This is a genomic window from Erysipelothrix anatis, assembly GCF_009828745.1.
GTDB lineage: Bacteria > Bacillota_I > Bacilli_A > Erysipelotrichales > Erysipelotrichaceae > Erysipelothrix > Erysipelothrix anatis.
The window spans coordinates 1-19,526 of sequence record NZ_WTSX01000018.1; the positions used below are offsets into that span (position 1 = coordinate 1).

General features: G+C 36.4%; 28 protein-coding genes. 18 read left to right on the top strand and 10 right to left on the bottom strand.

The window, feature by feature from the left end; translation table 11 throughout:
- Window positions 1-152: 152 nt before the first annotated feature.
- Complete coding sequence (locus tag GVV19_RS10325; RefSeq protein WP_159647426.1) at window positions 153-1,106, bottom strand: serine hydrolase domain-containing protein; 954 nt, start codon at window positions 1,104-1,106, stop codon at window positions 153-155.
- A 215-nt stretch (window positions 1,107-1,321) separates the two neighbouring features.
- Here GVV19_RS10325 and GVV19_RS10330 point away from each other — a divergent pair, with 215 nt between their 5' ends.
- Window positions 1,322-1,507, top strand: coding sequence for a hypothetical protein (locus tag GVV19_RS10330; RefSeq protein ID WP_159647428.1), 186 nt, complete (start codon window positions 1,322-1,324; stop codon window positions 1,505-1,507).
- Window positions 1,508-1,528: 21 nt separating this feature from the next.
- Here the strand turns inward: GVV19_RS10330 and GVV19_RS10335 are convergent, their stop codons facing one another.
- Window positions 1,529-2,554, bottom strand: coding sequence for a hypothetical protein (locus GVV19_RS10335; protein ID WP_159639851.1), 1,026 nt, complete (start codon window positions 2,552-2,554; stop codon window positions 1,529-1,531).
- Between the two features lie 114 nt (window positions 2,555-2,668).
- Between GVV19_RS10335 and GVV19_RS10340 the strand changes: the two genes are divergently transcribed.
- Window positions 2,669-2,974: a DUF898 family protein gene (locus GVV19_RS10340; protein WP_159634673.1), complete on the top strand. Its 306-nt coding sequence runs from the start codon at window positions 2,669-2,671 to the stop codon at window positions 2,972-2,974.
- Entirely contained in the window at window positions 2,964-3,710 is a 747-nt protein-coding gene (locus GVV19_RS10345; RefSeq protein WP_159647430.1) for an alpha/beta hydrolase, read from the top strand. The genes GVV19_RS10340 and GVV19_RS10345 overlap by 11 nt, the downstream gene beginning before the upstream one ends.
- Window positions 3,711-3,739: 29 nt before the next feature.
- Here GVV19_RS10345 and GVV19_RS10350 read toward each other — a convergent pair whose 3' ends face one another.
- Window positions 3,740-4,375: a DJ-1/PfpI family protein gene (locus GVV19_RS10350; protein WP_159647432.1), complete on the bottom strand. Its 636-nt coding sequence runs from the start codon at window positions 4,373-4,375 to the stop codon at window positions 3,740-3,742.
- Window positions 4,376-4,475: 100 nt separating this feature from the next.
- On the opposite strand from GVV19_RS10350, the gene GVV19_RS10355 reads away from it, so the two are divergent.
- Window positions 4,476-5,405, top strand: coding sequence for a helix-turn-helix transcriptional regulator (locus GVV19_RS10355; RefSeq protein WP_159647434.1), 930 nt, complete (start codon window positions 4,476-4,478; stop codon window positions 5,403-5,405).
- A gap of 22 nt (window positions 5,406-5,427) precedes the next feature.
- Here GVV19_RS10355 and GVV19_RS10360 read toward each other — a convergent pair whose 3' ends face one another.
- Window positions 5,428-6,372, bottom strand: a complete 945-nt coding sequence (locus GVV19_RS10360; RefSeq protein WP_159647436.1) for a dipeptidase — start codon at window positions 6,370-6,372, stop codon at window positions 5,428-5,430.
- A 251-nt stretch (window positions 6,373-6,623) separates the two neighbouring features.
- Here GVV19_RS10360 and GVV19_RS10365 point away from each other — a divergent pair, with 251 nt between their 5' ends.
- A complete protein-coding gene (locus GVV19_RS10365; protein WP_159647438.1) occupies window positions 6,624-6,851 on the top strand; it encodes a hypothetical protein in 228 nt (75 codons plus the stop codon).
- 68 nt (window positions 6,852-6,919) lie between these two features.
- Here the strand turns inward: GVV19_RS10365 and GVV19_RS10370 are convergent, their stop codons facing one another.
- The 4 genes from GVV19_RS10370 to GVV19_RS10385 all read right to left on the bottom strand — a co-directional run bounded on the left by GVV19_RS10370 (window position 6,920) and on the right by GVV19_RS10385 (window position 10,624).
- Window positions 6,920-8,386, bottom strand: a complete 1,467-nt coding sequence (locus GVV19_RS10370; protein WP_159647440.1) for a MucBP domain-containing protein — start codon at window positions 8,384-8,386, stop codon at window positions 6,920-6,922.
- Window positions 8,383-9,009: a hypothetical protein gene (locus tag GVV19_RS10375; protein WP_159647442.1), complete on the bottom strand. Its 627-nt coding sequence runs from the start codon at window positions 9,007-9,009 to the stop codon at window positions 8,383-8,385. Before GVV19_RS10375 ends, GVV19_RS10370 begins: the two co-directional genes overlap by 4 nt.
- Window positions 9,010-9,303: 294 nt before the next feature.
- Window positions 9,304-10,362, bottom strand: a complete 1,059-nt coding sequence (locus GVV19_RS10380; RefSeq protein WP_159647444.1) for a site-specific integrase — start codon at window positions 10,360-10,362, stop codon at window positions 9,304-9,306.
- 37 nt (window positions 10,363-10,399) lie between these two features.
- Window positions 10,400-10,624 carry a helix-turn-helix domain-containing protein gene (locus GVV19_RS10385; protein ID WP_159647446.1) on the bottom strand — a complete coding sequence of 75 codons (225 nt, stop codon included), beginning with the start codon at window positions 10,622-10,624 and terminating at the stop codon, window positions 10,400-10,402.
- Window positions 10,625-10,774: 150 nt separating this feature from the next.
- Between GVV19_RS10385 and GVV19_RS10390 the strand changes: the two genes are divergently transcribed.
- The 4 genes from GVV19_RS10390 to GVV19_RS10405 all read left to right on the top strand — a co-directional run bounded on the left by GVV19_RS10390 (window position 10,775) and on the right by GVV19_RS10405 (window position 12,310).
- The gene (locus GVV19_RS10390; protein ID WP_159647448.1) at window positions 10,775-10,981 is read left to right on the top strand and encodes a hypothetical protein; all 207 of its coding nucleotides are present in this window, start codon (window positions 10,775-10,777) and stop codon (window positions 10,979-10,981) included.
- A gap of 62 nt (window positions 10,982-11,043) precedes the next feature.
- The gene (locus GVV19_RS10395) at window positions 11,044-11,340 is read left to right on the top strand and encodes a hypothetical protein (protein WP_159647450.1); all 297 of its coding nucleotides are present in this window, start codon (window positions 11,044-11,046) and stop codon (window positions 11,338-11,340) included.
- On the top strand, window positions 11,337-12,044 hold the full coding sequence (locus tag GVV19_RS10400; RefSeq protein WP_159647452.1) for a BRO family protein: 708 nt from the start codon (window positions 11,337-11,339) through the stop codon (window positions 12,042-12,044). The genes GVV19_RS10395 and GVV19_RS10400 overlap by 4 nt, the downstream gene beginning before the upstream one ends.
- A gap of 2 nt (window positions 12,045-12,046) precedes the next feature.
- A complete protein-coding gene (locus GVV19_RS10405; protein WP_159647454.1) occupies window positions 12,047-12,310 on the top strand; it encodes a hypothetical protein in 264 nt (87 codons plus the stop codon).
- Here the strand turns inward: GVV19_RS10405 and GVV19_RS10410 are convergent.
- On the bottom strand, window positions 12,307-12,495 hold the full coding sequence (locus GVV19_RS10410) for a hypothetical protein (protein ID WP_159647456.1): 189 nt from the start codon (window positions 12,493-12,495) through the stop codon (window positions 12,307-12,309). The two genes, GVV19_RS10405 and GVV19_RS10410, sit on opposite strands and share 4 nt — an antisense overlap.
- A 66-nt stretch (window positions 12,496-12,561) precedes the next feature.
- Between GVV19_RS10410 and GVV19_RS10415 the strand changes: the two genes are divergently transcribed.
- From GVV19_RS10415 to GVV19_RS10425, 3 genes are all read left to right on the top strand, one after another.
- The gene (locus tag GVV19_RS10415) at window positions 12,562-12,711 is read left to right on the top strand and encodes a hypothetical protein (RefSeq protein WP_159647458.1); all 150 of its coding nucleotides are present in this window, start codon (window positions 12,562-12,564) and stop codon (window positions 12,709-12,711) included.
- 122 nt (window positions 12,712-12,833) lie between these two features.
- On the top strand, window positions 12,834-13,436 hold the full coding sequence (locus GVV19_RS10420) for a glucosaminidase domain-containing protein (protein WP_159647460.1): 603 nt from the start codon (window positions 12,834-12,836) through the stop codon (window positions 13,434-13,436).
- Window positions 13,437-13,452: 16 nt separating this feature from the next.
- The gene (locus GVV19_RS10425; protein ID WP_159647462.1) at window positions 13,453-14,544 is read left to right on the top strand and encodes a tyrosine-type recombinase/integrase; all 1,092 of its coding nucleotides are present in this window, start codon (window positions 13,453-13,455) and stop codon (window positions 14,542-14,544) included.
- A gap of 13 nt (window positions 14,545-14,557) precedes the next feature.
- On the opposite strand, the gene GVV19_RS10430 is transcribed toward GVV19_RS10425, so the two are convergent.
- Complete coding sequence (locus GVV19_RS10430) at window positions 14,558-15,577, bottom strand: Abi family protein (RefSeq protein WP_159647464.1); 1,020 nt, start codon at window positions 15,575-15,577, stop codon at window positions 14,558-14,560.
- Between the two features lie 269 nt (window positions 15,578-15,846).
- On the opposite strand from GVV19_RS10430, the gene GVV19_RS10435 reads away from it, so the two are divergent.
- The 6 genes from GVV19_RS10435 to GVV19_RS10460 are packed head-to-tail and all read left to right on the top strand — an operon-like array spanning window position 15,847 to window position 19,372.
- The gene (locus GVV19_RS10435) at window positions 15,847-16,032 is read left to right on the top strand and encodes a hypothetical protein (protein ID WP_159647466.1); all 186 of its coding nucleotides are present in this window, start codon (window positions 15,847-15,849) and stop codon (window positions 16,030-16,032) included.
- Window positions 16,016-16,741 carry a conserved phage C-terminal domain-containing protein gene (locus GVV19_RS10440; protein ID WP_159647468.1) on the top strand — a complete coding sequence of 242 codons (726 nt, stop codon included), beginning with the start codon at window positions 16,016-16,018 and terminating at the stop codon, window positions 16,739-16,741. Before GVV19_RS10435 ends, GVV19_RS10440 begins: the two co-directional genes overlap by 17 nt.
- Window positions 16,738-17,253: a replicative helicase loader/inhibitor gene (locus GVV19_RS10445; protein WP_159647470.1), complete on the top strand. Its 516-nt coding sequence runs from the start codon at window positions 16,738-16,740 to the stop codon at window positions 17,251-17,253. The genes GVV19_RS10440 and GVV19_RS10445 overlap by 4 nt, the downstream gene beginning before the upstream one ends.
- Window positions 17,253-17,486: a hypothetical protein gene (locus tag GVV19_RS10450; protein WP_159647472.1), complete on the top strand. Its 234-nt coding sequence runs from the start codon at window positions 17,253-17,255 to the stop codon at window positions 17,484-17,486. Before GVV19_RS10445 ends, GVV19_RS10450 begins: the two co-directional genes overlap by 1 nt.
- Window positions 17,467-17,997, top strand: coding sequence for a hypothetical protein (locus GVV19_RS10455; RefSeq protein WP_159647474.1), 531 nt, complete (start codon window positions 17,467-17,469; stop codon window positions 17,995-17,997). Before GVV19_RS10450 ends, GVV19_RS10455 begins: the two co-directional genes overlap by 20 nt.
- Window positions 17,990-19,372, top strand: a complete 1,383-nt coding sequence (locus GVV19_RS10460; protein WP_159647476.1) for a PcfJ domain-containing protein — start codon at window positions 17,990-17,992, stop codon at window positions 19,370-19,372. The genes GVV19_RS10455 and GVV19_RS10460 overlap by 8 nt, the downstream gene beginning before the upstream one ends.
- Window positions 19,373-19,526: the final 154 nt, after the last annotated feature.

Genomic DNA, 19,526 nt, shown 5'->3' on the forward strand with positions numbered 1-19,526 from the left:
GACCCGTTTACGGGTAGCAAGAAATAGATGTAGATGGCAGACTACATTAGCGCTGTAAAGCGCAACTAGAAGTAAAGGGCTACGCCCGCATCTGAAAAACCACCAGCTAAGCTGGTGGATATTTATTGTAATGAAACGATAATGCTGCAAATCTACATTCCTAAAAATGCATCATAAATTTTGAGGCGCGTCTCAATAAAGGCTGTGTTGGAGCGTGAAGGAAAAGTGCGGTTGGTCAAAATGATGAGTGCACGACCTCGATTGAGATCCATAATTATGGCTGGTCCCGTAAATCCAGTATGGAAAAGATAGGGTTGTCCCTCATAAAGATGCAAATTCCAACCGAGACTTCGAAGCTCTTGATTTGTATCTACCATAATATCAATTGTTTCAGGGGTTAAAATAGTTTTTTGAAGATATCCATTGGTGAACGCGATAAGGTCGTGAATTGTTGAAAACAATCCAGCATTTCCAGAAATGCCATCTAAAGATGCTGCTGTTTCATCATGGACTGTACCGCATATTAGGCCCCGTGTAGGGTGTATTTCGCTTGGGACGATTAAAGGTGTGGACACAGGGTTAAATGTTGTATCGTGCATGCCTAAAGGCTTAAGAACATGTTCATTTAGCGAATGGTCCAAGGATCCATCCAGTGCTTCAATAATCCAACCAAGAATAATAAAATTAATGCAAGAGTAGGTCATTGTATGATAGTTGGCTTCTTGCCAATCATATGCATGCATAATCGATGTCTTAATTAGTTGTTTTGATTCCAGATATTTTTTGGATACAGAAGGGTTAAAGCCACTACGATGCAACAATAAGTCTTCAACTGTAATATGTGCGATTCTAAATGATTCTAGAATGTCTTGAACAGGCGTATCTAAGTCAATTTCTTCATCTTCAACAAGTTGCATAATGCGTGTCGTTACTACAAGTTTGCTTAATGACGCAATATCAAAGTGCAAATTCTCACTCATTGCAAGCTCAGGGCTTGCCTGTCCTGCAGTTTTAATTGTTGCAGTTTCGTTTTCAATGATGGCATAAACATAACCACCAATTTCTTGATTTAAAAGAGCGTTGTCAAATAGTGTATCTATTGTCACGGTCAATACCTCCACATGATTCCTTCTTATCTTACACCATGCTGTGAAGACACCCAACAATTTTTGAAATAGTTTCGAGAATATAGGAGAAATATGACCACCTAAACAAAAATCGTGCAGCATAGACCGTTTTCATCACGAATGGTATGGCAGAATGCTACACTAACTTTACAAGAAAGTTTAAAGATCATGTGACGAAAGTGAGGAAAAACGAGATGAAACGTGAATACAAGATTCGAAAAACATCAGATATTGATGGTTTTGATACAAATTTTGGAGCACTGCTTCGTGGCGTATTACTTGGAGTGATTATTACGTATATGACAGGTGCGCTCATACTAGGACTTGTCTCCTTTCTTCTTGGTGCTACTGGACTTCCTGCCTTCAAAAAACAAAAATAATAGTAAAGTAAAGAAAAGACATCATGAAGATGTCTTAATAATTGAATAGATCGTACTGCGCGTTGATGGCGGATTGAGGCTGCTCAACCAATGATTGATTTCATTTGAAATCAAAGCAAACGTATCGGATGAAAGTTCAAAATACTGGTTTGTTTTTGTCTCGACGCTATGCACCTCAAGCAGATATGAATCATTAAAATGATAATAGGTTAGTAACGTATGACCATCTTTTTCGCGAACTAAACCTTGCGTCGTCGTTGCGTAGTCAGGGACTTGTTTATTGATGCTGACGGTATAGATGGGATTCCGTGTTACATCTTTATGGATAAAAGGAATTTTCGTATAGGCAGTATCATCATAAGCATAAGCTTGAATTCGTGGAACAATTAGAGGATTTTTCTTCGTATTTAATGTTGTGTTGGTACCAATACTTACAGAGTCAATCACTGTAGCCGGATCATGCGTAATTAACCGCGCTTTGATGGCCTGTGTATCTTTATAACCAATCAGTAATGAATCTTCTGCTTCGATATCAACATCACTTTGAAGATAAAAGGCATTTTGACTCTTAGTCATTGGTACTTCAGTAGGTTCTGATTCGAACTTAACATTGACATTGTCTAAGTCTTCATCAATGACCAAAAAACAGTGAGAATCTTTATTTAACGATAAATCAATATAATTGAGACGCTGCGCACTCATCGAATTAAAATCATAAGCAATGCCGCGAATACCGGTATAGTACATGTTCATTTGTGCGACATCTTGGTAGTAGTAATGACTATTTCGCCATAACGAACCCAAACGTTCCAGCACGACTGGAGCATACAAATCATCACCATATTTAAAGACATAAACTTCTTTACGATCATTGAGGGTTGTTGCGAATACGATTTCACCGTATTTAGGATCTTGAGAACGAATCGCCTCAAGTACGGATGTTTTTGAGAAAGTAAATCCAGTTTGAATCAAAACAAGCACAAAAAGAAGGACACCCGTAATAAAAATAAGTACCCAATTCAGATAATAATGTCGCTTATCTTTCAATAGAGTCGCCCCCTCCATATTTTTATATATTACACCTATAACTATGTAATTGGTAGACATTCGTCCTATCTTGTCGTATTTATCGTGTATAATGTAAAAAAGGGGGACTTATCAATGAAAAGTTCATATTTTGATGGCGGTTTTATGTCATACCTTGGCTTACAAATCGTCAATGTTATTATCGTAGTCTTTACACTTGGTTTTGGATCACCATGGGCAATGGTTCGTACGTACCGATGGGAAGCAGACCACACAGTCCTTGAAGGCAATCGTACAGTCTTTACTGGAACTGCAATGAGTTTATTTGGACAATGGATTGTATGGTGGTTACTCACTCTTGTAACTTTCGGAATTTACGGATTCTTTGTTCATGTTAAAGTATTACAATGGAGAACGGAGCACACATATTTTGTTAACTAATTCAGGCACTATTATCTCGAGTTTTATTGCAAGTAAGAAAATGCGTATAGACTGGAACTCGAGTGTTTATCTTCCTGCATCCTATGACACATCGGATGCAAGGTATTCAGTACTCTTTATGTTCCATGGCGCTGGCGGACATCAACTCAATTTCCTTGAGCGTATGGATATGAAAGGTCAGTTAGACGCAATGCATTATGAAGGCATCGTAGTCTTTGTTGACGGTTTCAATTCATTTTATCTTGATGGGCCGGGATATCCTATGGAATCCATGATTATGGAAGAATTAATTCCACATTATTTGGAAAAGTATCGTACCAATGGTGATATATTACTCGGTGGTGTATCAATGGGAGGCTATGGCGCCTTGCGCTTATCGATGAAATATCCCAATACGTTTAAAAAAGTCTTCGCCATTGCACCTGCAGTATGGAAAGAAATGACCCCCGAGACAGAAACTTATGCTTGGAGTATTTTCCGCGATGAAGATGGTACTTATGATTTCGAAAAATATTATACAAATCATCCAGTCTCTTTCGCGCAGGCGAATACCACGCAGTATTATATTGAGACAGGAATGTTGGATACGATTGTTCCGTTTGCGGATGTTGATGCAACGGTTGCAGTCTTTGAAAAACATGCGCAAGTACGCTATACACAAATCGCTGATGGCGATCATGGATGGCCCTATTTTGCAGCTGCTGTCCAACGAGGACTTAATGCGATAACAGAATAAAAGACGTCAGTGACGTCTTTTTTTTAGAACTAGTGGCCTTTGGTGGGTAAAGTCTCCATAAGTGCATAGAAGACATTCGGGTTCCCTTCGTTAAAGAAAGTGTACCATAATGCTAGGGTGTCATCGTTAAAGGCATCCAGTGTCTCAAGAATTGTCTTGGACCAAAGGAGCGCGTCTGTGGATCCCGCAGTAATAAGGTTGTTGTCGCGGACAACCGGTTGATCTTGATAAAAGGTCTGACCCGTATAATTGGTTGCAAACATGTCAAGGAATCCCGGACCATTGCTGGTATGTTTGCGTGAGTTCAACATGTTCGAAGTGGCGAGAGCGAGTGTAGCACCACAAATTGCTGCAACACTACCATTGGCATTTAAAATCTGTTGTGCATACTGAAGTACGGCTTGGTGCTCTGGTTGATGCCACGTATCTGACCCAGGTAAAATCAACACAGTATTCTCGTCTACAATCATACTATCCAATGTGCAATCAGGAGTAACATTAAGCCCTCCCATGGTAGTAATCGACTGCGGTGCGTAGCTTATCGTTTGAATAGCAATCTCAGGTGCATTGTCCTTAAAAAAGCGACGCGAATGCAATTCTGCGGTAATATATCCAATCTCCCAATCTGCTAATGTATCCATTACATATACATAAATATGTTTCATCATAATCTCCATTCTCTTGGTATTTATAGTATACGCGACAATTGTTGACACCATTATGTCAACAATTTATAATTTGTTTAATAAAGATGAGGAAATACCCATGAAAACGGATCGTATGATGAGTATCATTATTGTATTGCTAGAAAGAAAACGCGTAAGCGCACAAGAACTTGCCGAAATGTTTGAAGTGTCACTCCGGACGATTTATCGAGATATTGATGCTATTGATTTGGCGGGAATCCCAATTCGAACAATACCTGGAGTCGGTGGTGGCATTGAAATAATGCCGAACTATAAACTTAATCACAACGTATTTTCAACTTCAGATTTGTCAACAATTCTTACAGGTCTATCGAGTGTATCCGATATGACATCCAATGACACTTTAACGAATGTCTTGACCAAAGTTAAAAGTCTAATTCCACCGGAAAAAGAAAAGGACATTGTGCTGAAAACGCAACACGTTCATATTGATTTAAGTTCTTGGTTTGGAAATCGTAATGTTCAATCGTATCTAGAGATTATTAAGGAAGCCATTGAATCGCAAAAACTGCTAACATTCACCTATCACGATCGTTTTGGTAATAGTACACAACGTACAGTTGAGCCGTATCAACTCGTACTTAAAGGTAATCGCTGGTATTGGCATGGGTATTGTTTAGAGCGAGAAGACTATCGAATTTTCAGACTTTCACGCCTTTCGGACCTAAAGATAACACCCACATCATTTGAGCGTAGAGAGTACTCCCAAGTTCGCTTTGATGTATCAACTGTCTTAGATAGTCCCAATGAAACAGTCACGTTACGTGTACAACGGTCACTAATGGATCGTGTAATGGATTATTGTTCGTTTGATGCATTTACTGCAATAGATGATACGTACTATCTCGTTAACTTTCCCTTCATGGAAAACGACTATTATTACAATATTTTGCTTAGTTTTGGAGATAAAAGCGAGTGTCTCGCACCAAAACATGTTCGTCAAGAACTCAGAACTCGAATCCAACGTGTTGCAGATTTATACAAATAAAAAGTACCCACAGGGTACTTTTTTAGAAGTGACGGTTAACGTATCTCATGAAGTTTCCAAAGGCTATGTCTTCTGCGAAAGCGGAACCTAAGCGTACTGAGATCTCGTGTAATAAATTCTGACTCTGGCTAGCATCTTCAAGATTCATAATTTTGGAGGAGATACCATCGAAATCAGAACCAAGTCCAAGTTGTGATGCGAGCCCTGCATGATGCAAATGCTCTATGTGGTCAACAAGCATTTGAATTGTAGTCGGTTCAACCCGATGCTGGTCATTGACAAACGCATCGCAATACACAAAGTGTACAAGAGCCCCTTTATCTTTCATCCTTTGAATTTGTCCATCATTGAGATTACGTCGGTGTGAGGCAAGTTTCTGAACGTTTGAATGGCTTGCAATTACATGCTTAGCCGTATCTAGGACGTCTTCGAATCCATTCAAGCTAATGTGGGAAACATCGATGAAGACGTCACGGTCATTAGCGAGTTTCACAACATCAAATCCAAATGTTGTGAGCCCGGCGCCTCGTGTTTCACCAATTCCATCACATGCCAAGTTTGCGTCGTTCCATGTCATTCCAATAGATAGGACACCTTCATCTATAAATTGCTTCACTTTTGTAATATCCGACCCAACGCAATCAAGTCCTTCGAGAGTCAAGAAGACACCGATTTCATCATCTTTTAGGTTTTCAATTTCCGCAAAATGCTTTATGTGGACAATTCCCTCTTGTTTGAGAACATTGTTTTTAAATGCATCAATCTGCCCCAATGCAACGTCGTACTTGTTATCAATATATGCGTCGGGATCAATGAAAATTGCACAGGCTTGGACTTTAACGCCACCTTTACGCAATTTCAAAACATTAACGTCAAGGTTTTCATTGTCATAAAAACTGTAATCTGGATTCTGATGTAGTTTCATCAATACATCGCAATGCCAATCAATAATAGGATATGTTTTCATAGGAATCTCCATTTCTTAGGATTGATTATAGCATAGTTTTGCATAGTGAATCTCATGAATGTTAACGTACGTCCTGCGCGAATTACTGACGATCGGCCTTCTTTCCCATTGAGATCGCAATGCGATTCCATGCATTCATCGGTTTATACAGAATACAATTTAATACATATGGTTGTAAATCTACGACAATATCTATAGTATCGGTCAAGGAATGTCCGAAACTAAGTTTATAATGAAGTCAGGTGATAGAGATGACATTAAGTAGGAAATATGTTGAAGTCGTAGTGCTCCATAAGCTCGATGGGAGTTATATACCATTATTTGTAGTAATTGGTATGATAAAAAATACAGTAACCAAAGTGCTAAGTATCGCACATCATCGTGATGTATCAATCCGTACAACGCAATACTGTGTACTGATGAATGGTGAGAAACATGAACTCTATGAATGTGATGGAAAATGGTGGTTTTATTTGTAATCGCAAGAAAAATAACACCAAACTAAAAAAGGGGTGTCCTTAAGCTGGGATCCCCTTTTTAGTGCATTCTATAATTTCGTATTCTTTCGTTTTCGCGAGCCTAGTAATGCGAGGCTCCCAAGTAATGTAACAATCACACCGATAAGTGATGTTTGATTTGTTTGTATTCCGGTTTGCGGCAATGTTGGTATCGTTTCGTTTTCGATATTTGGCTCTGTAGGTTTAACAGGGACAATAGGAATAATTGGATCAATTGGATCAACAGGCCCAATAGGTTCAACGGGGTCAACAGGGTCAACAGGCTCAACAGGGTCAACAGGGTCAACAGGATCAACAGGATCAACCGGCTTTGTTTTTGTGTAAACATAGGTAACATGAGTATCTGTTTCTACGAAAACACCCTTCGGATTACCCTCGACGCGTTCAAGGGTATAACCATCGAAATCGAATGCTTCGGTAGTGTAGTTTTCATCTACTAACCCACTACTCGTAAGGTCTTCATGAAGAATGTTTCCAAGATCATCAACGTAATGGACAAATAGTGCACTGGGCGCGTTAAGCATAAAGGTACCGTTACCCTCAAAATGATATTCCTGTTTATTGACGCCATCGTACTCTGAAGTATGAGTCACTGTGAAGTAGTCATCAAGATCATCCATAAAATATCCTGGAGGCTGTGAAGGATAAGAGCCTGCATTACGTGAATAAGTTCCTGCACGGTACGAGCCGTCGATTAATGAAAAGTGGAAACGGGAATCCATGCCATTATTCTCGATTGTTACATTATAGGTGAGTTGGTTGCCACTTTTGCTTTGAAGGACAAATATTTGCTCCAAAGGTTGAGAATATCTAAAGTATATATCCATTACTGCATCTGCGTCGGTATTTAAAGGTTGATATTGTTGACTTAGAGGAATACTGAAAGATGTATAATTCTCTTCAGTTATTGTTTCTTGGTAAAGAGCAAGCATCTTTTCCGGTGGTGTGGAAGAAGACTGAACATAATCGATTGATATATTAGTATTTCCAATAAGTAAATTCTCATCAAACATAGACGGTAAATTCCAAGTTCCTTCGATGGACTCCCAGTCTAAAGGTTCACGGATATCAGCATTGGTAAAACCAATGTTAATGTTGGTATTGGGTAACTGTTGTGCGCTATAAGGAAACACAAAGTCAGAATCAATGAGGTCAAAATTATACCTCAAACCATTTAAAACGTCTAATTTATCAGAAATTCTTTCCACAGGAGCATTGATAAATATATCTTTGACGGTACGCCAATTGAAATCAAAAGCAACGTATTCACCAACTAAATCTGAAGGTTTTAAATCATTGGGATGAATTTCAAATTCAGCACATCCTGGTTTCCCACGATTTGATCGCTCACAAAAATATTTTGTGGCAATGTAATCGATGAGGCGATTGTCTAAATTCCAATCACGTGCTGTCTCTCCAAAAATCGTTGAATTACTTTGTGATAACACCAGAGCAGCTAATGCAACTTGCGAAACTTTTAAAATTTTATGCTTCATCGTATCCTCCCCTTGAATAGTTTGTTGTAAGTAAAATAAAGTTCGTTTGTATTACAGTAGAGTTTATTCCATATTTCAGCGTCTGTGAGCTTTAGTTCTTTTTTGATACGTTGAATTGTATTTAACTCAACCAAGAAAATGTACCAATATAAGCTATTACTGTCAGAAAAGCAATCGTTGGATATTAAAAGAGATTCAGGAATGAATCGTATTTTGGGCATATCCGGTCCTTCGATAGACCTATGATAGCGGTGGTTTCCATCGATGAGCAGTAACAATGAATCATTGATGGGAAAGTAGCAACTTAGTAGATCGCCTTTTGATTGAGATTTTTGCGAAGGGTTTACAGTTGAAACCCTTCCGTAACGCTTAAAGAAAGACAGTGGAACATCCGGTAAATGATCGTAAAAATGTGATTCAGGCATCAATAAATCAGGAAATTTGAAATATAAAGTTATATTTTGTTGGCTGATTTGTATGGTGCATGAGAAGTCTACCTTAATATTATGAGGTAGTGGAGTATTATGTACATCAAGTAAGTTTAACCAATAGTGGTTATATTTCTGGTTAAGTTCCGTATCGGAAAAGAGTTGATTTTCGTCAAGAAAAGACACTAATCCCATGAATTACCCCCTTAGATAGTATGTTCATTATAGCATAGACAATTTTGTTTATAATAAATGTGCCTATTATATGTTGATTTAATATAGAAACGTATCATCAACAAATCTTAAATATATGAGTGAATTATGGAGAAGCAACAAAAAAAGCACTTATGAGTAGTAACTACTGATAAGTGCTTCGGTTGTTTTTATTTGGTGGAGTCGGCGAGAGATAGAAAAGCATAATTAGCGGTGTTTATTAGTGATGAATAACCGCTTATATAGAGGAATGTAGATACACTCGAAATAATGTGTTTATAAAATTGTAGGGGTTTTTGTAGGGGTTTTTACATTTTCTAAGATTTTCATTAATGCATCGTCTGATTCTTGTAGTAGATGCGTATATGTTCTAAGTGTTGTTTGAACATCACTGTGACCAAGTCGTTTAGATACCGCAACAATATTTGCTCCTCTATTTATTAACAATGTAGCATGGGAGTGTCTTAAATCATGTATTTTAATTTTTGGAACGCCGGACGCTCTTATACCATTTTCGAATGCACGCTGGATTGTACTCATTCCGATTGGTTCAGGGCCACCAAACAAAAAGTCGCCATCAGAAAGGAGCAGCGGTTTAATCATATTTATCGTTGAATCATCCAAGCGAATAGTTCTTTTACTAGATGTATTCTTAAGTGGGTTAAATCCTTCTCTGTAAGAGCGTATGCTCTTGTTAAATGATACTGTTTCATTTGATATATCAGACTTTAATAATGCTCTAGTTTCGCCAATTCGGGCACCTGAATAGAACTGAAAATGAAAAAGTGCTTTAAGGGTGTAGTCGTCGATTTCTGATAAAAATAAATCGAGTTGCTCCGGTAGCCAAACTTTCATTTGTTCGACATCATCAGATGTTTTGATAAATGGTTCAAGTAATTTTGTTCTATCTGTAAAATCATAGTGTTTATATGCAAAATCGCTAACTGCTCTAATATGCATTAACGCTCTGTTCTTTCTTGCCACAGACCAATCAGTGGAGTTTATCTCAATGTAAATATCCATAAAGTCATGTTTGGAGACCGCACTAAATTTCTTGTTAGAAATATTCTCGGTGAATTTATTAATTAGAAATGTTTTATCTTTAATAGTACGTTCATTTGCTCTTTGACTATTCCATTCGATAAATCTTTTAACCATCTGAGAGTATGTTACATTTTCATCGTATCCTACTTGCAATTGTCTCCTAAAATCTGTCTCGAAATTTTGCGCTTCTCTTTTAGTGAGGAAGCGTTTTTCTTTTGTCTTAACAGATCCGTTTATATCTCTGTAGTTAACTTTGGCTAGCCATCTATCTTTTATTTTATATACTGCCATTGGCGCTCCTCCTATAAGTGGTAATATTAAATAAAAATCATAGTTCTGAAGGGTCGAACAATAGCAGCGAGGCATCGACATTATAAATTTTTGTCATTGTTCTAATAACATTTGCAGGAGTGTCAAATTCGTTGTTTTCGTATCTCGATAGAGTTGCTTGAGTAGTTTTAACGCCAAGCTCCGATATTCTTTCTGCGGCTTCGCGTTGAGATAAACCTGCTTTTTTACGATATATTTTTAATCTTTCGCCTAAAGTAGTCATTGTTTGGCCTCTTTCTATAGTTTATACGTATAAGTATACGAGCAATATTTTCTTTTGTAAAGAAAAATATACGAATATGTATAAAAATATACGTATTTGTATTGACAGTGATACGTATTCGTATATAATGTGTACATAAGGAGGAAGAAAATGTACGAAAAATTAGTTGAATATTTAGAAACAAATACCGAATCAAGAAATGCGCAAGATGAATTGGCAAGATTATTTGGATTCACTCAAGCAACTGCTTCTAGAAAACTAAATAACCTAATCGAATTTAAATCTTCAGAAATTAGATTGTTTAAAAAACACTATAATTTATCTGCGAATGAAGTAACGGAGCTATTTGAGCTATAAACTATTTAGAACTATTTTTTTTATAATGTTTGATACGTATACGTATTTATTCGGAGGTGTATATGACAAAAAAAGAAAAGGTAGACGAACTTATTTTTAATAGTAATACTGCATATCTAACAATGACTGGCATCAAAGATTTTATGAACAAAACCCAAATAGAGGCTGAGAAAATATTTGCTGCATGTAAAAAAATAGAAAAAATCGATGCAGACAAGAAATTGAAAAAATATGGATTATCTTACGAAGAGCTTGACATTAGGCCCACTAAAGTATTAATCAGTACAGTTTTTAAAGTTCTAGGTATGAATTATAAATTTGAATTAAACCGTTATAAACAACGAAAGGAAGATATATGAACCAATTACAAGTAATTAAAGAAACCGAGGTATTAAACAGAAACTTCAAAATTTACGGAAATACAGACAATCCATTATTTTTGGCTAAAGATGTAGCAGAATGGATCGAACACACTCAGCCGAGTGTGATGTTGAAAAATATTGATGATGACGAAAAGGCTATGAATACTATTCACACCCTTGGAGGAGTTCAAGAAGCATGGTTTTTAACTGAAGATGGATTGTATGAAGTGTTGATGCAATCTCGCAAGCCAATTGCGAAACAGTTCAAAAAAAGAATCAAGGCAATTCTTAAAGAATTAAGATTAGGTAATCAGATTATGGTGCCAACCAATCCTATAGAGGCTTTGGAACTAATGTTTAAAGTTCAAAAAAATACAACGAATCAAATCGAATCTATTGATAATCGAGTTGTAGAGCTCGAAGAAAATGTTCTTCTGTCACCAGGGGAATATAACTTAATAGGTCGCAAGGTAAGTAATCGAGTTCGAGTGATTGCTATAGATAGACAAATATCAAGTGAACGAAACGTCCGAAGCGAATTATTTAAAGCAATCAATAATGACGTTAATAAAGTTGCTAGGGTACGAACACGCGCCCAAATTAAACAAAAAGACTTTGATGTAGTCTTTGACCTAATTAACGTCTGGGAGCCATCACAGGCCACTATGCACGTTATCAGAGAATTAGAAAGAGGAGAATAAAAATGAAAAAGAGTATTTCGTTAAAGAAAGCCACTAGAAATCAACTAATTAAAGAACTAGCTTCAAGAAACTCAATTACCTCATATAAGGTGTTGCCGGGCAACGGAGCTGTAATTAAAACTGTATCAGGAAACATTTCCGTAAACGATGAATCGCATATCTTCGTAATCACACCAAATAAAAACACCACTACTGAGAATAGTGATGTTTCGCTAGATAATTACAAGCTAATTTTGAAACCATACAATCCAGTTCAAAATACTTAGCCTTTGTGCGCATCGCAATCACAATGATTATGCGGATGATCACATTTTAAATTACTGATAGTTGAAAATACTGCTTCGATTAGATTTTGGACACTATCTGGTTGAAGAGTAAATGCAGTTGAATTCCAATTTTCAATATAAGCAGTCACAATTTCTGCGGTTAATTCTTTATCGCATTTTGCCATAATAATCCTCCCTTCTATAAGGGAATGATAACACATAAACACACGTATCTATAAGGAGGAAATAACATGATTAACGTAATGATAACAGTGTCCAAAGCAATGGTTGCAATACAAGTAGGTCTATTTGTTCTATTGATTTACGCAGTTGCTCAATGGTTAAAGGAAAAATGGGTGCCTAAAGCTAATGAATCAAGTGAAGGAGAGGGTAATGAATAAATATCAAGAAGCACTGAATAGGTTAAAACTTCTGAAAAACTGGCAAGAAGGTAACGAATTTCAAATTCTCCAGGAACTAATCGATAAATCAATTCCTCAGAAGGTCTTGTGGATTTATCCTGATGAACCTTTATGTCCGTTTTGCAATAATCCAATCGACGACGATTATGCTCGGACAAGTGAATGTTGCGAACAAAGATTGGATTGGTCCGATGATGAAGCATAAAAAAAGAACACTTATCTTGATTGGAGTCGCGATCGTGTTCTTAGAATCTACTGCTTGCGTTAGTAGTTCTTCTAAATTATCTCATGAAGAACAAGTAATCACAAGTTCAATCGATAAAGAACCCACTTTAATCGTGCCACAACAAGAATTAGAAGAAGTTGAAGTAACAACTGTCGATTACCAATTTGAAGCCTTAGTGAACGCTACATTCAACCTGGAGACAGGATATGGAACAAGTGACCTATGGGTCTACAACAATAATGCAGGTGGTTATAAGTGTAATGGATCCCCAAACGAGCAATGTACCCTAGATAACTACCGAATATTTGATGCGAAGTATGAAAGCATCTTAGCACTGCGAGAATTATTAACAGATTATGTCAATACCTATGGATATGACTTACAAGCAATACGGAGTCGCTATTGTGAGAACTGCGGTGAGAGTGACTTAAATACATTCTCAGAACTATATTACAAAGAATTGGAGGCTTTGACATGAGAATGGAGGAACCTTAATGAGAAATAAACATGATGCATTTTATATCGATGAAGAAATACTTCATCTACAACGCAAACGAGATCGATTAACTAGGGGTGAAATTACCAAGGTAGAACTCATGGAGTTAGCAAAGGTATTCAAATATCCATACCTCGAAGTAGAACATCCGCGCAAACTTAAACAAAGCACAATCGACCTTTACATGGAACAAGTACAACAATTCCTAGACTTCCTAAAGGATGATGAAGTCGTCACTAAAGCAACTGTAATAAGGTACCAGGAGCAATTACTGAAGAACAACAAGCCTAGCACTGTTGCTAATAAATCAACCGGAGTTTCTAAGTTCATGGTCTATTGCGGAATGTATGATGCAAAACTGCCCAGACTAAGAATTAAGCAAGACAGTTCACTAGATAGAATAATCGAAGAAGGCGAATTCAAAGCAATACTCCGAGTATGTAAAAAACAAGTGACTGAAGATTCTCGTAATGCTTGGATTTGGGAAGAAATGTACTTAACGATTCGTGTATTGGGTTACGTAGGAATCCGAATAAGTGAACGCAGGTTAATAACAGTAGAAGCTATAAAAAAATCTGCGTATATCGAAGGTGAAATGAAATCTGGATTTAAAGAAATAGTAATTCGAGACAGAATACGAAAAGAGCTGCAAGAATATGCAGAGCAAAAAGAAATAGAATCAGGGCCAATATTTAAACTTGATGATCAACAAGTAAGATATCGATTGAAAGTATTATCCTCGAAGTCTCGATTACAAAGAGATAAGTTTCATCCACATGCATTCAGACACTTCTTTTCAATTCAGTTTATGAGACAGGGTGGTGATATAGAAGTTCTACGTCAGATATTAGGACACGGAGATATAAAGACGACTGCAATCTATTTAAACCAAACCAAGGCGAATATACGCAAGCAGATCAATACAATGAAACTTGTTGAAGAAAGTACTGATGTGCTACAGACAGATAACGGTCACTTGATAAAAAACTTCGAAAAAGTGGTGTATGGATACCGAGGTAATTGGACTAAAAAAGCAGCGATATCTTTGCTGCTTGAGGTAGTGGAAAATAATGATTTAAAAGTGAAATGAATCAACAAAAGTATCACTTACTGTTTGATTCCCGTTTCTTTGGAGGTTTATTTAATAAGTGTTCCTGCAAGTGCCAGTCATATGGGAATCCGAGTGTATCTGTAAGCGAATTGACGTCAATTGAAGGCACTGACTTTGAAATATTTCTTATTTTCTTAGCAATTGCTTTTTGAAAATATAAAAAATTAGATTTGTTCAAGAACATCTGCATTGTGATCATCGTATGGAAATAACTTTGGCGAGTGTCACGTTTCGAAAGACCGTGTTGCGGATGTAAAAAAACGTGGTATTTAACGGACTCTTTGGGTTTGAAATAGACAAGACAATTATCATGGGCAGCCCTATTTCTTAAATCTCTGATTGACTCCAGAAAGTTTAACAACTCATATCTTTTGAAGATAATCGGTTGTCCATAGTCGGAAGACAGATAATTAGAAAAACACTTCGCAATATCCTCTTGTAACTGATAGTCAAGCAACTCGAAGAAAGTACACAAATCTCCTGCTGAAAACTCATTGATAAAAACCCATAGCGGAATGTGTTGGTATTTGTTCATATAGTGCTCAATTGGGGTTCCAAGTTTTCTTCCTGGTTTATAGCCACGCTTAAAAAACTTATCTAGTTCTCTCTGGAAATATACGAAAGTGTTTAAGAATCTATCCTTGTCGTACTCGTTAACAAAATTTTTCCGATAGTTATTGATGTCTAAATAGCTATTAGGCTCTGGAAATTTTTCTGAAAAATAGTATGCAATTGTCGATCGAACATTAGCTTCTACTTCTAAAGACATTTTGAGCGTAATTTCTCTAATATCTTTGTCGAAATAATACGCCTGCATGATCTCGTTAAAATTACTTCCAACAATGTAACGGTCTTTGTCGTTTGACTCAGAAAATAGCTTTCCATAGACAGTAACAGTATTGAAGTAATTCTTACGAAGCAAGAATTCATATGCCTTGGGGTTTGATAAAATTTCCATGCCCCTAGAATCAATCAGGGTTATTTGTTCGGATATAGTGAGAAATGGTTTCATTAGGTCTCCTAAAACAAAACTCCCTCCCTATAAGAATAGGAAGGGAGCATGCGCTACATGGGTCCTTGGATATCCACGTGCTTTTGTACTGGTATATTACCACGGTAATACCAGACTGTCAAATATTTACATCATGAAAAACGAGAAATAGGTTATTTTTAAAAACAATCGTTTGAATCGCTTAAATAGTGGCTCAAATTACATTATCTAAATTCAAGAAAATATATAGGTATTCTTGAAAAAACATAGCAAGAAAAGGAGTGATAAATGTGTATCTCTTAGTTGATGTCACTACTGGAAAAATTGTGGCTTCAGGATCAATTCCTGAAATAGAAAAAGATTCACAAATTGACAGAACTCGATTGCATTGGTCCTATGCAATGAATGAAAAAATAATTGATGGCCAATTTAAGGTAATTAAAAGTAATGGAGGAAATTATGTCAACAAAGTTTAAAATTGAAAAAAACAAAGGCTACACGATGATGTCTAACCATCATTTAAGAAACAAAGAACTGACCCTAAAAGCTAAAGGATTAATGTCATTCATGCTGTCTCTTCCTGATACATGGGATTATACAGAAATGGGTTTAGTTTCAGTGTTAAAAGAAGGAAGAGAAAGTATTAGAACTGGGTTGAAAGAACTAGAAGATTATGGCTATTTAGTTCGGGATAAAAAATCACGAATGGATGGTAAATTTGGGGGATATGATTACTTTCTATACGAAACCCCTCACCGTGTCCGGTTTACCGACACGGATGAACCGTCGACGGTTAAACCGATGTCGGGAAATCAGACACAAATAACTACTGATTTAATAATTACTGATAAACAACTACTAAATAATAAAGATATTAAAGATATTGTGCCTTTTGAAGAAATTATCAATTATTTGAATCTTAGAACTGGGAAAAGATTTAAAGTCACAGCAGATGTTAAATCTCATGTTAATGCGAGATTTAATGAAGGTTTCAGTCTACAAGATTTTAAAGATGTAATTGATAAAAAGTGTGTCGAGTGGATCAATGATTCGAAAATGAGTAAATACTTACAACCGTCAACATTATTCGGCACTAAGTTTCAAAACTATTTGAACCAAGAAATGATCCAAGAGAAACAAAAATCTTCAAATGGATTCGCCGATATGTTGAGTGAAATGGAATGACAGTATCAAAAAATCTTCAACAAAATAATAAGCTGGTCGATCTAAGAGATATTGTTGAATGCCTAGCGGTAATAAAAGACCTGCACCCTAATTGGAATGTTAGTGATGAAGCTCGCCTTGCTAAGACATGGCTATACAGCCTTAAGCAATACAGTGCACAAAATGTAAAGAAAGCAACTATAGAAATAGCTTCATCATCTAAATACATACCAAAACTCGCAGACATCCTGGAGCGGTTAAATGAGAAAAACGAACAATCTGAGGTTATGACTATTGAACATGATCCATTAGTTAACATAAAACGATTGGAATCATATCTTAATTCGCTCACAGGAAACGAAAGAAACTTATTCGATAAACGTGTGCAAGATTATGTAATCAACGGCATAGGCGATTTAAATGAGTTTGAAATGATATATGCAACAATCATGAGTGACTTAATAAACTCTTATGGTGATGCAGGAATTAAAAACGAAAGTATTGAATCATACATGAAAGGAGAGTGGAGTTAATGGCAGCGCTCGTAGAAGAGAAAAATATATATTGGACTGCTCGTAAATCTGAATATATTCAAGGTACGTGGTTTGAAAAAGGTACCGAGATAAAAGTTAGTCAATTGTTAATCGATGAAGATGATAACGACAGAATTGGGTTCATTCATAATTCTCAATTAATAACACTTAAAGCAAATGACTTTGCGAAAAAGTTCGAGGAGGTACCACTACATGGAAAAAAGCAAAATTGAATTAGCGCATGAGAAGATGTTAGAAGAAATGAAGAGTGATTTAGGTCCTGTTGGCGAGCGATTACATGTCTGGTTATGTAATCAGGAAGATGAATCACTGATTGATGGTATTTTGAAATCTGACCGAACAATCAAAGGTGCAACTGAATATTGCTACGCCCAGGGCGCTAAGGAAGCGCAAAGATTTGGAAATCATGGTGTTTTCAATAATACTCCAGAATGGGAATATGAGATGGCGACGAAATACTTTACATCTGAAGTTGTTGATCCAAAAGATTTAAAGAAGTGGCCGACTGTGCCAAATGAAAAATCTAAAATTGAAACAAAGGAAGTCGTTAAAGAAGTTATTAGAGAGGTCGTCAAAGAAGTGTACGTCACTCCAACAATGGAACAAATTGGTGAGTACATCGCCAATGAAACTGCTGAACAGAAATTGGAACGTACGAAGAAAACTCGTAAGATTACAAAAATGATGGAAAAAGAACATCAGGAGTCTTTGTTTGATGAATGAAAAAGAACTATTTGATAATCGGTTACCTTTACCCAAAGATTTTGAGGATTGGGCAGAGTCTCACTTTGAATCGATCATATTCAAACGAAAAGGCGAACTGATTGCCACAACTAGTAGAACAGATCGTGAACGAGTACTTCATTTACGTTCAAACACTAACTTCATAAAATTAGAAGAGTATGGATATTTTGGAGTTTATGTAAGTAATCGTTCGAAAATTGAATATCAAACGTGGCGAGTTGAAAAGCGTATCAATCAAAAAACATTAAAAGAATGTTTCGAATATACACTTTGGAATATGACCGTGATGCAGAACGATGAAATATTAAAAATTCATCACAAAAGCTATGGATGGTATGCACCAGGCACGAATGCCACATCAGGAATGGGTGGTTGGATGTATACGATGTTTCATCATTACGAACACAATCACAAGCAGTTAGTCGAAAACTCACCATTGTATCGGATTCCACACGATTTGTTTGGTAATACATCATATGAGCATGTGTATGAGCATCGAAAGAATCTCTACTTAACTTATAAGAATGGTTCTACCAAGATGTTCGACGATATTTTAAACAATAGAATTGACTATCGAATACTAACCAAGAAGCGAATAACTCGCGATTGGAAAATTATTGCTGCAGAAGATATGTCGTTTCTAGACTACAGATTCCATTTGTTAAAACTAGAAACTGGAATAGATGTGGTAAAAGAAGCAAGAGAACTTATACCGCTTACTGCTGTAAAAACACGTAGTAAAAGTACAAATTGGGTCAAATTGCAAAACTATCTGATCAAGCAAAATAAAAAGCTATCTTACTACGACGATTACATCGGTACTATGAATGAACTAGAAGCATATGACGATATTGATTTAATCAATTATCCGAAAGACTTAGAAGTTGCACATGATAAAGCGGTTACGGCATTGAATCTTGTAAAAGTCGCAAAAGAGAATTCAAAGGTAAAAGAAGTTACTAAGAAACTTAAAACTCTTGAGTATGATGGCGAGGTGTATTCAGTGGTTGCTCCATTAGGCTTAGCAGACATTGTTCAGGAAGGCAAAAATTTGTCACATTGTGTAGGTGGTGAATCCTATCTGAAGCGGCATTCTAATAAAGAAATCGCAATTATGTTTGTTAGATTAAAGAATCGTAAAGAAATTTCGCTCTACACGTTCACATACCACTACAATCATAAAGTTAGTGCAGTTCACGGGTATGGAAACAGAGATTCATCAAATGAGCATTTTGAAGCAGTTAATGATTTCTTAAACAATGAGTGGTTACCTTGGGTTGTTAAAAATAGCAAAAAAGCTAAGAAACGCAAAAAACTATCAAATAATAAAAACACTCTTACAGCCAGTATATAAAGGTTGTAACGAGTGTTCTGTAAATGGAAATAACATGTAGGTTATCTGATGGGATAAGTTAACGAATAAGGCAGAGTAGTGTATGCAAATAGAGTCAATTCATTATGAATTGTACTTAATAGAATCTACATGTTCGTACTTAGCTTTATCATGT

Bases quoted from the DNA above. Each gene is read 5' to 3' on its own strand.
- GVV19_RS10330 (WP_159647428.1), top strand. From the start codon at position 1,322: ATGAAACGTGAATACAAGATTCGAAAAACATCAGATATTGATGGTTTT.
- GVV19_RS10340 (WP_159634673.1), top strand. From the start codon at position 2,669: ATGAAAAGTTCATATTTTGATGGCGGTTTTATGTCATACCTTGGCTTA.
- GVV19_RS10350 (WP_159647432.1), bottom strand. From the start codon at position 4,375: ATGAAACATATTTATGTATATGTAATGGATACATTAGCAGATTGGGAG.
- GVV19_RS10355 (WP_159647434.1), top strand. From the start codon at position 4,476: ATGAAAACGGATCGTATGATGAGTATCATTATTGTATTGCTAGAAAGA.
- GVV19_RS10360 (WP_159647436.1), bottom strand. From the start codon at position 6,372: ATGAAAACATATCCTATTATTGATTGGCATTGCGATGTATTGATGAAA.
- GVV19_RS10365 (WP_159647438.1), top strand. From the start codon at position 6,624: ATGACATTAAGTAGGAAATATGTTGAAGTCGTAGTGCTCCATAAGCTC.
- GVV19_RS10370 (WP_159647440.1), bottom strand. From the start codon at position 8,386: ATGAAGCATAAAATTTTAAAAGTTTCGCAAGTTGCATTAGCTGCTCTG.
- GVV19_RS10375 (WP_159647442.1), bottom strand. From the start codon at position 9,009: ATGGGATTAGTGTCTTTTCTTGACGAAAATCAACTCTTTTCCGATACG.
- GVV19_RS10380 (WP_159647444.1), bottom strand. From the start codon at position 10,362: ATGGCAGTATATAAAATAAAAGATAGATGGCTAGCCAAAGTTAACTAC.
- GVV19_RS10385 (WP_159647446.1), bottom strand. From the start codon at position 10,624: ATGACTACTTTAGGCGAAAGATTAAAAATATATCGTAAAAAAGCAGGT.
- GVV19_RS10390 (WP_159647448.1), top strand. From the start codon at position 10,775: ATGTACGAAAAATTAGTTGAATATTTAGAAACAAATACCGAATCAAGA.
- GVV19_RS10395 (WP_159647450.1), top strand. From the start codon at position 11,044: ATGACAAAAAAAGAAAAGGTAGACGAACTTATTTTTAATAGTAATACT.
- GVV19_RS10400 (WP_159647452.1), top strand. From the start codon at position 11,337: ATGAACCAATTACAAGTAATTAAAGAAACCGAGGTATTAAACAGAAAC.
- GVV19_RS10405 (WP_159647454.1), top strand. From the start codon at position 12,047: ATGAAAAAGAGTATTTCGTTAAAGAAAGCCACTAGAAATCAACTAATT.
- GVV19_RS10410 (WP_159647456.1), bottom strand. From the start codon at position 12,495: ATGGCAAAATGCGATAAAGAATTAACCGCAGAAATTGTGACTGCTTAT.
- GVV19_RS10415 (WP_159647458.1), top strand. From the start codon at position 12,562: ATGATTAACGTAATGATAACAGTGTCCAAAGCAATGGTTGCAATACAA.
- GVV19_RS10420 (WP_159647460.1), top strand. From the start codon at position 12,834: ATGAACCTTTATGTCCGTTTTGCAATAATCCAATCGACGACGATTATG.
- GVV19_RS10425 (WP_159647462.1), top strand. From the start codon at position 13,453: ATGAGAAATAAACATGATGCATTTTATATCGATGAAGAAATACTTCAT.
- GVV19_RS10430 (WP_159647464.1), bottom strand. From the start codon at position 15,577: ATGAAACCATTTCTCACTATATCCGAACAAATAACCCTGATTGATTCT.
- GVV19_RS10440 (WP_159647468.1), top strand. From the start codon at position 16,016: ATGTCAACAAAGTTTAAAATTGAAAAAAACAAAGGCTACACGATGATG.
- GVV19_RS10445 (WP_159647470.1), top strand. From the start codon at position 16,738: ATGACAGTATCAAAAAATCTTCAACAAAATAATAAGCTGGTCGATCTA.
- GVV19_RS10450 (WP_159647472.1), top strand. From the start codon at position 17,253: ATGGCAGCGCTCGTAGAAGAGAAAAATATATATTGGACTGCTCGTAAA.
- GVV19_RS10455 (WP_159647474.1), top strand. From the start codon at position 17,467: ATGGAAAAAAGCAAAATTGAATTAGCGCATGAGAAGATGTTAGAAGAA.
- GVV19_RS10460 (WP_159647476.1), top strand. From the start codon at position 17,990: ATGAATGAAAAAGAACTATTTGATAATCGGTTACCTTTACCCAAAGAT.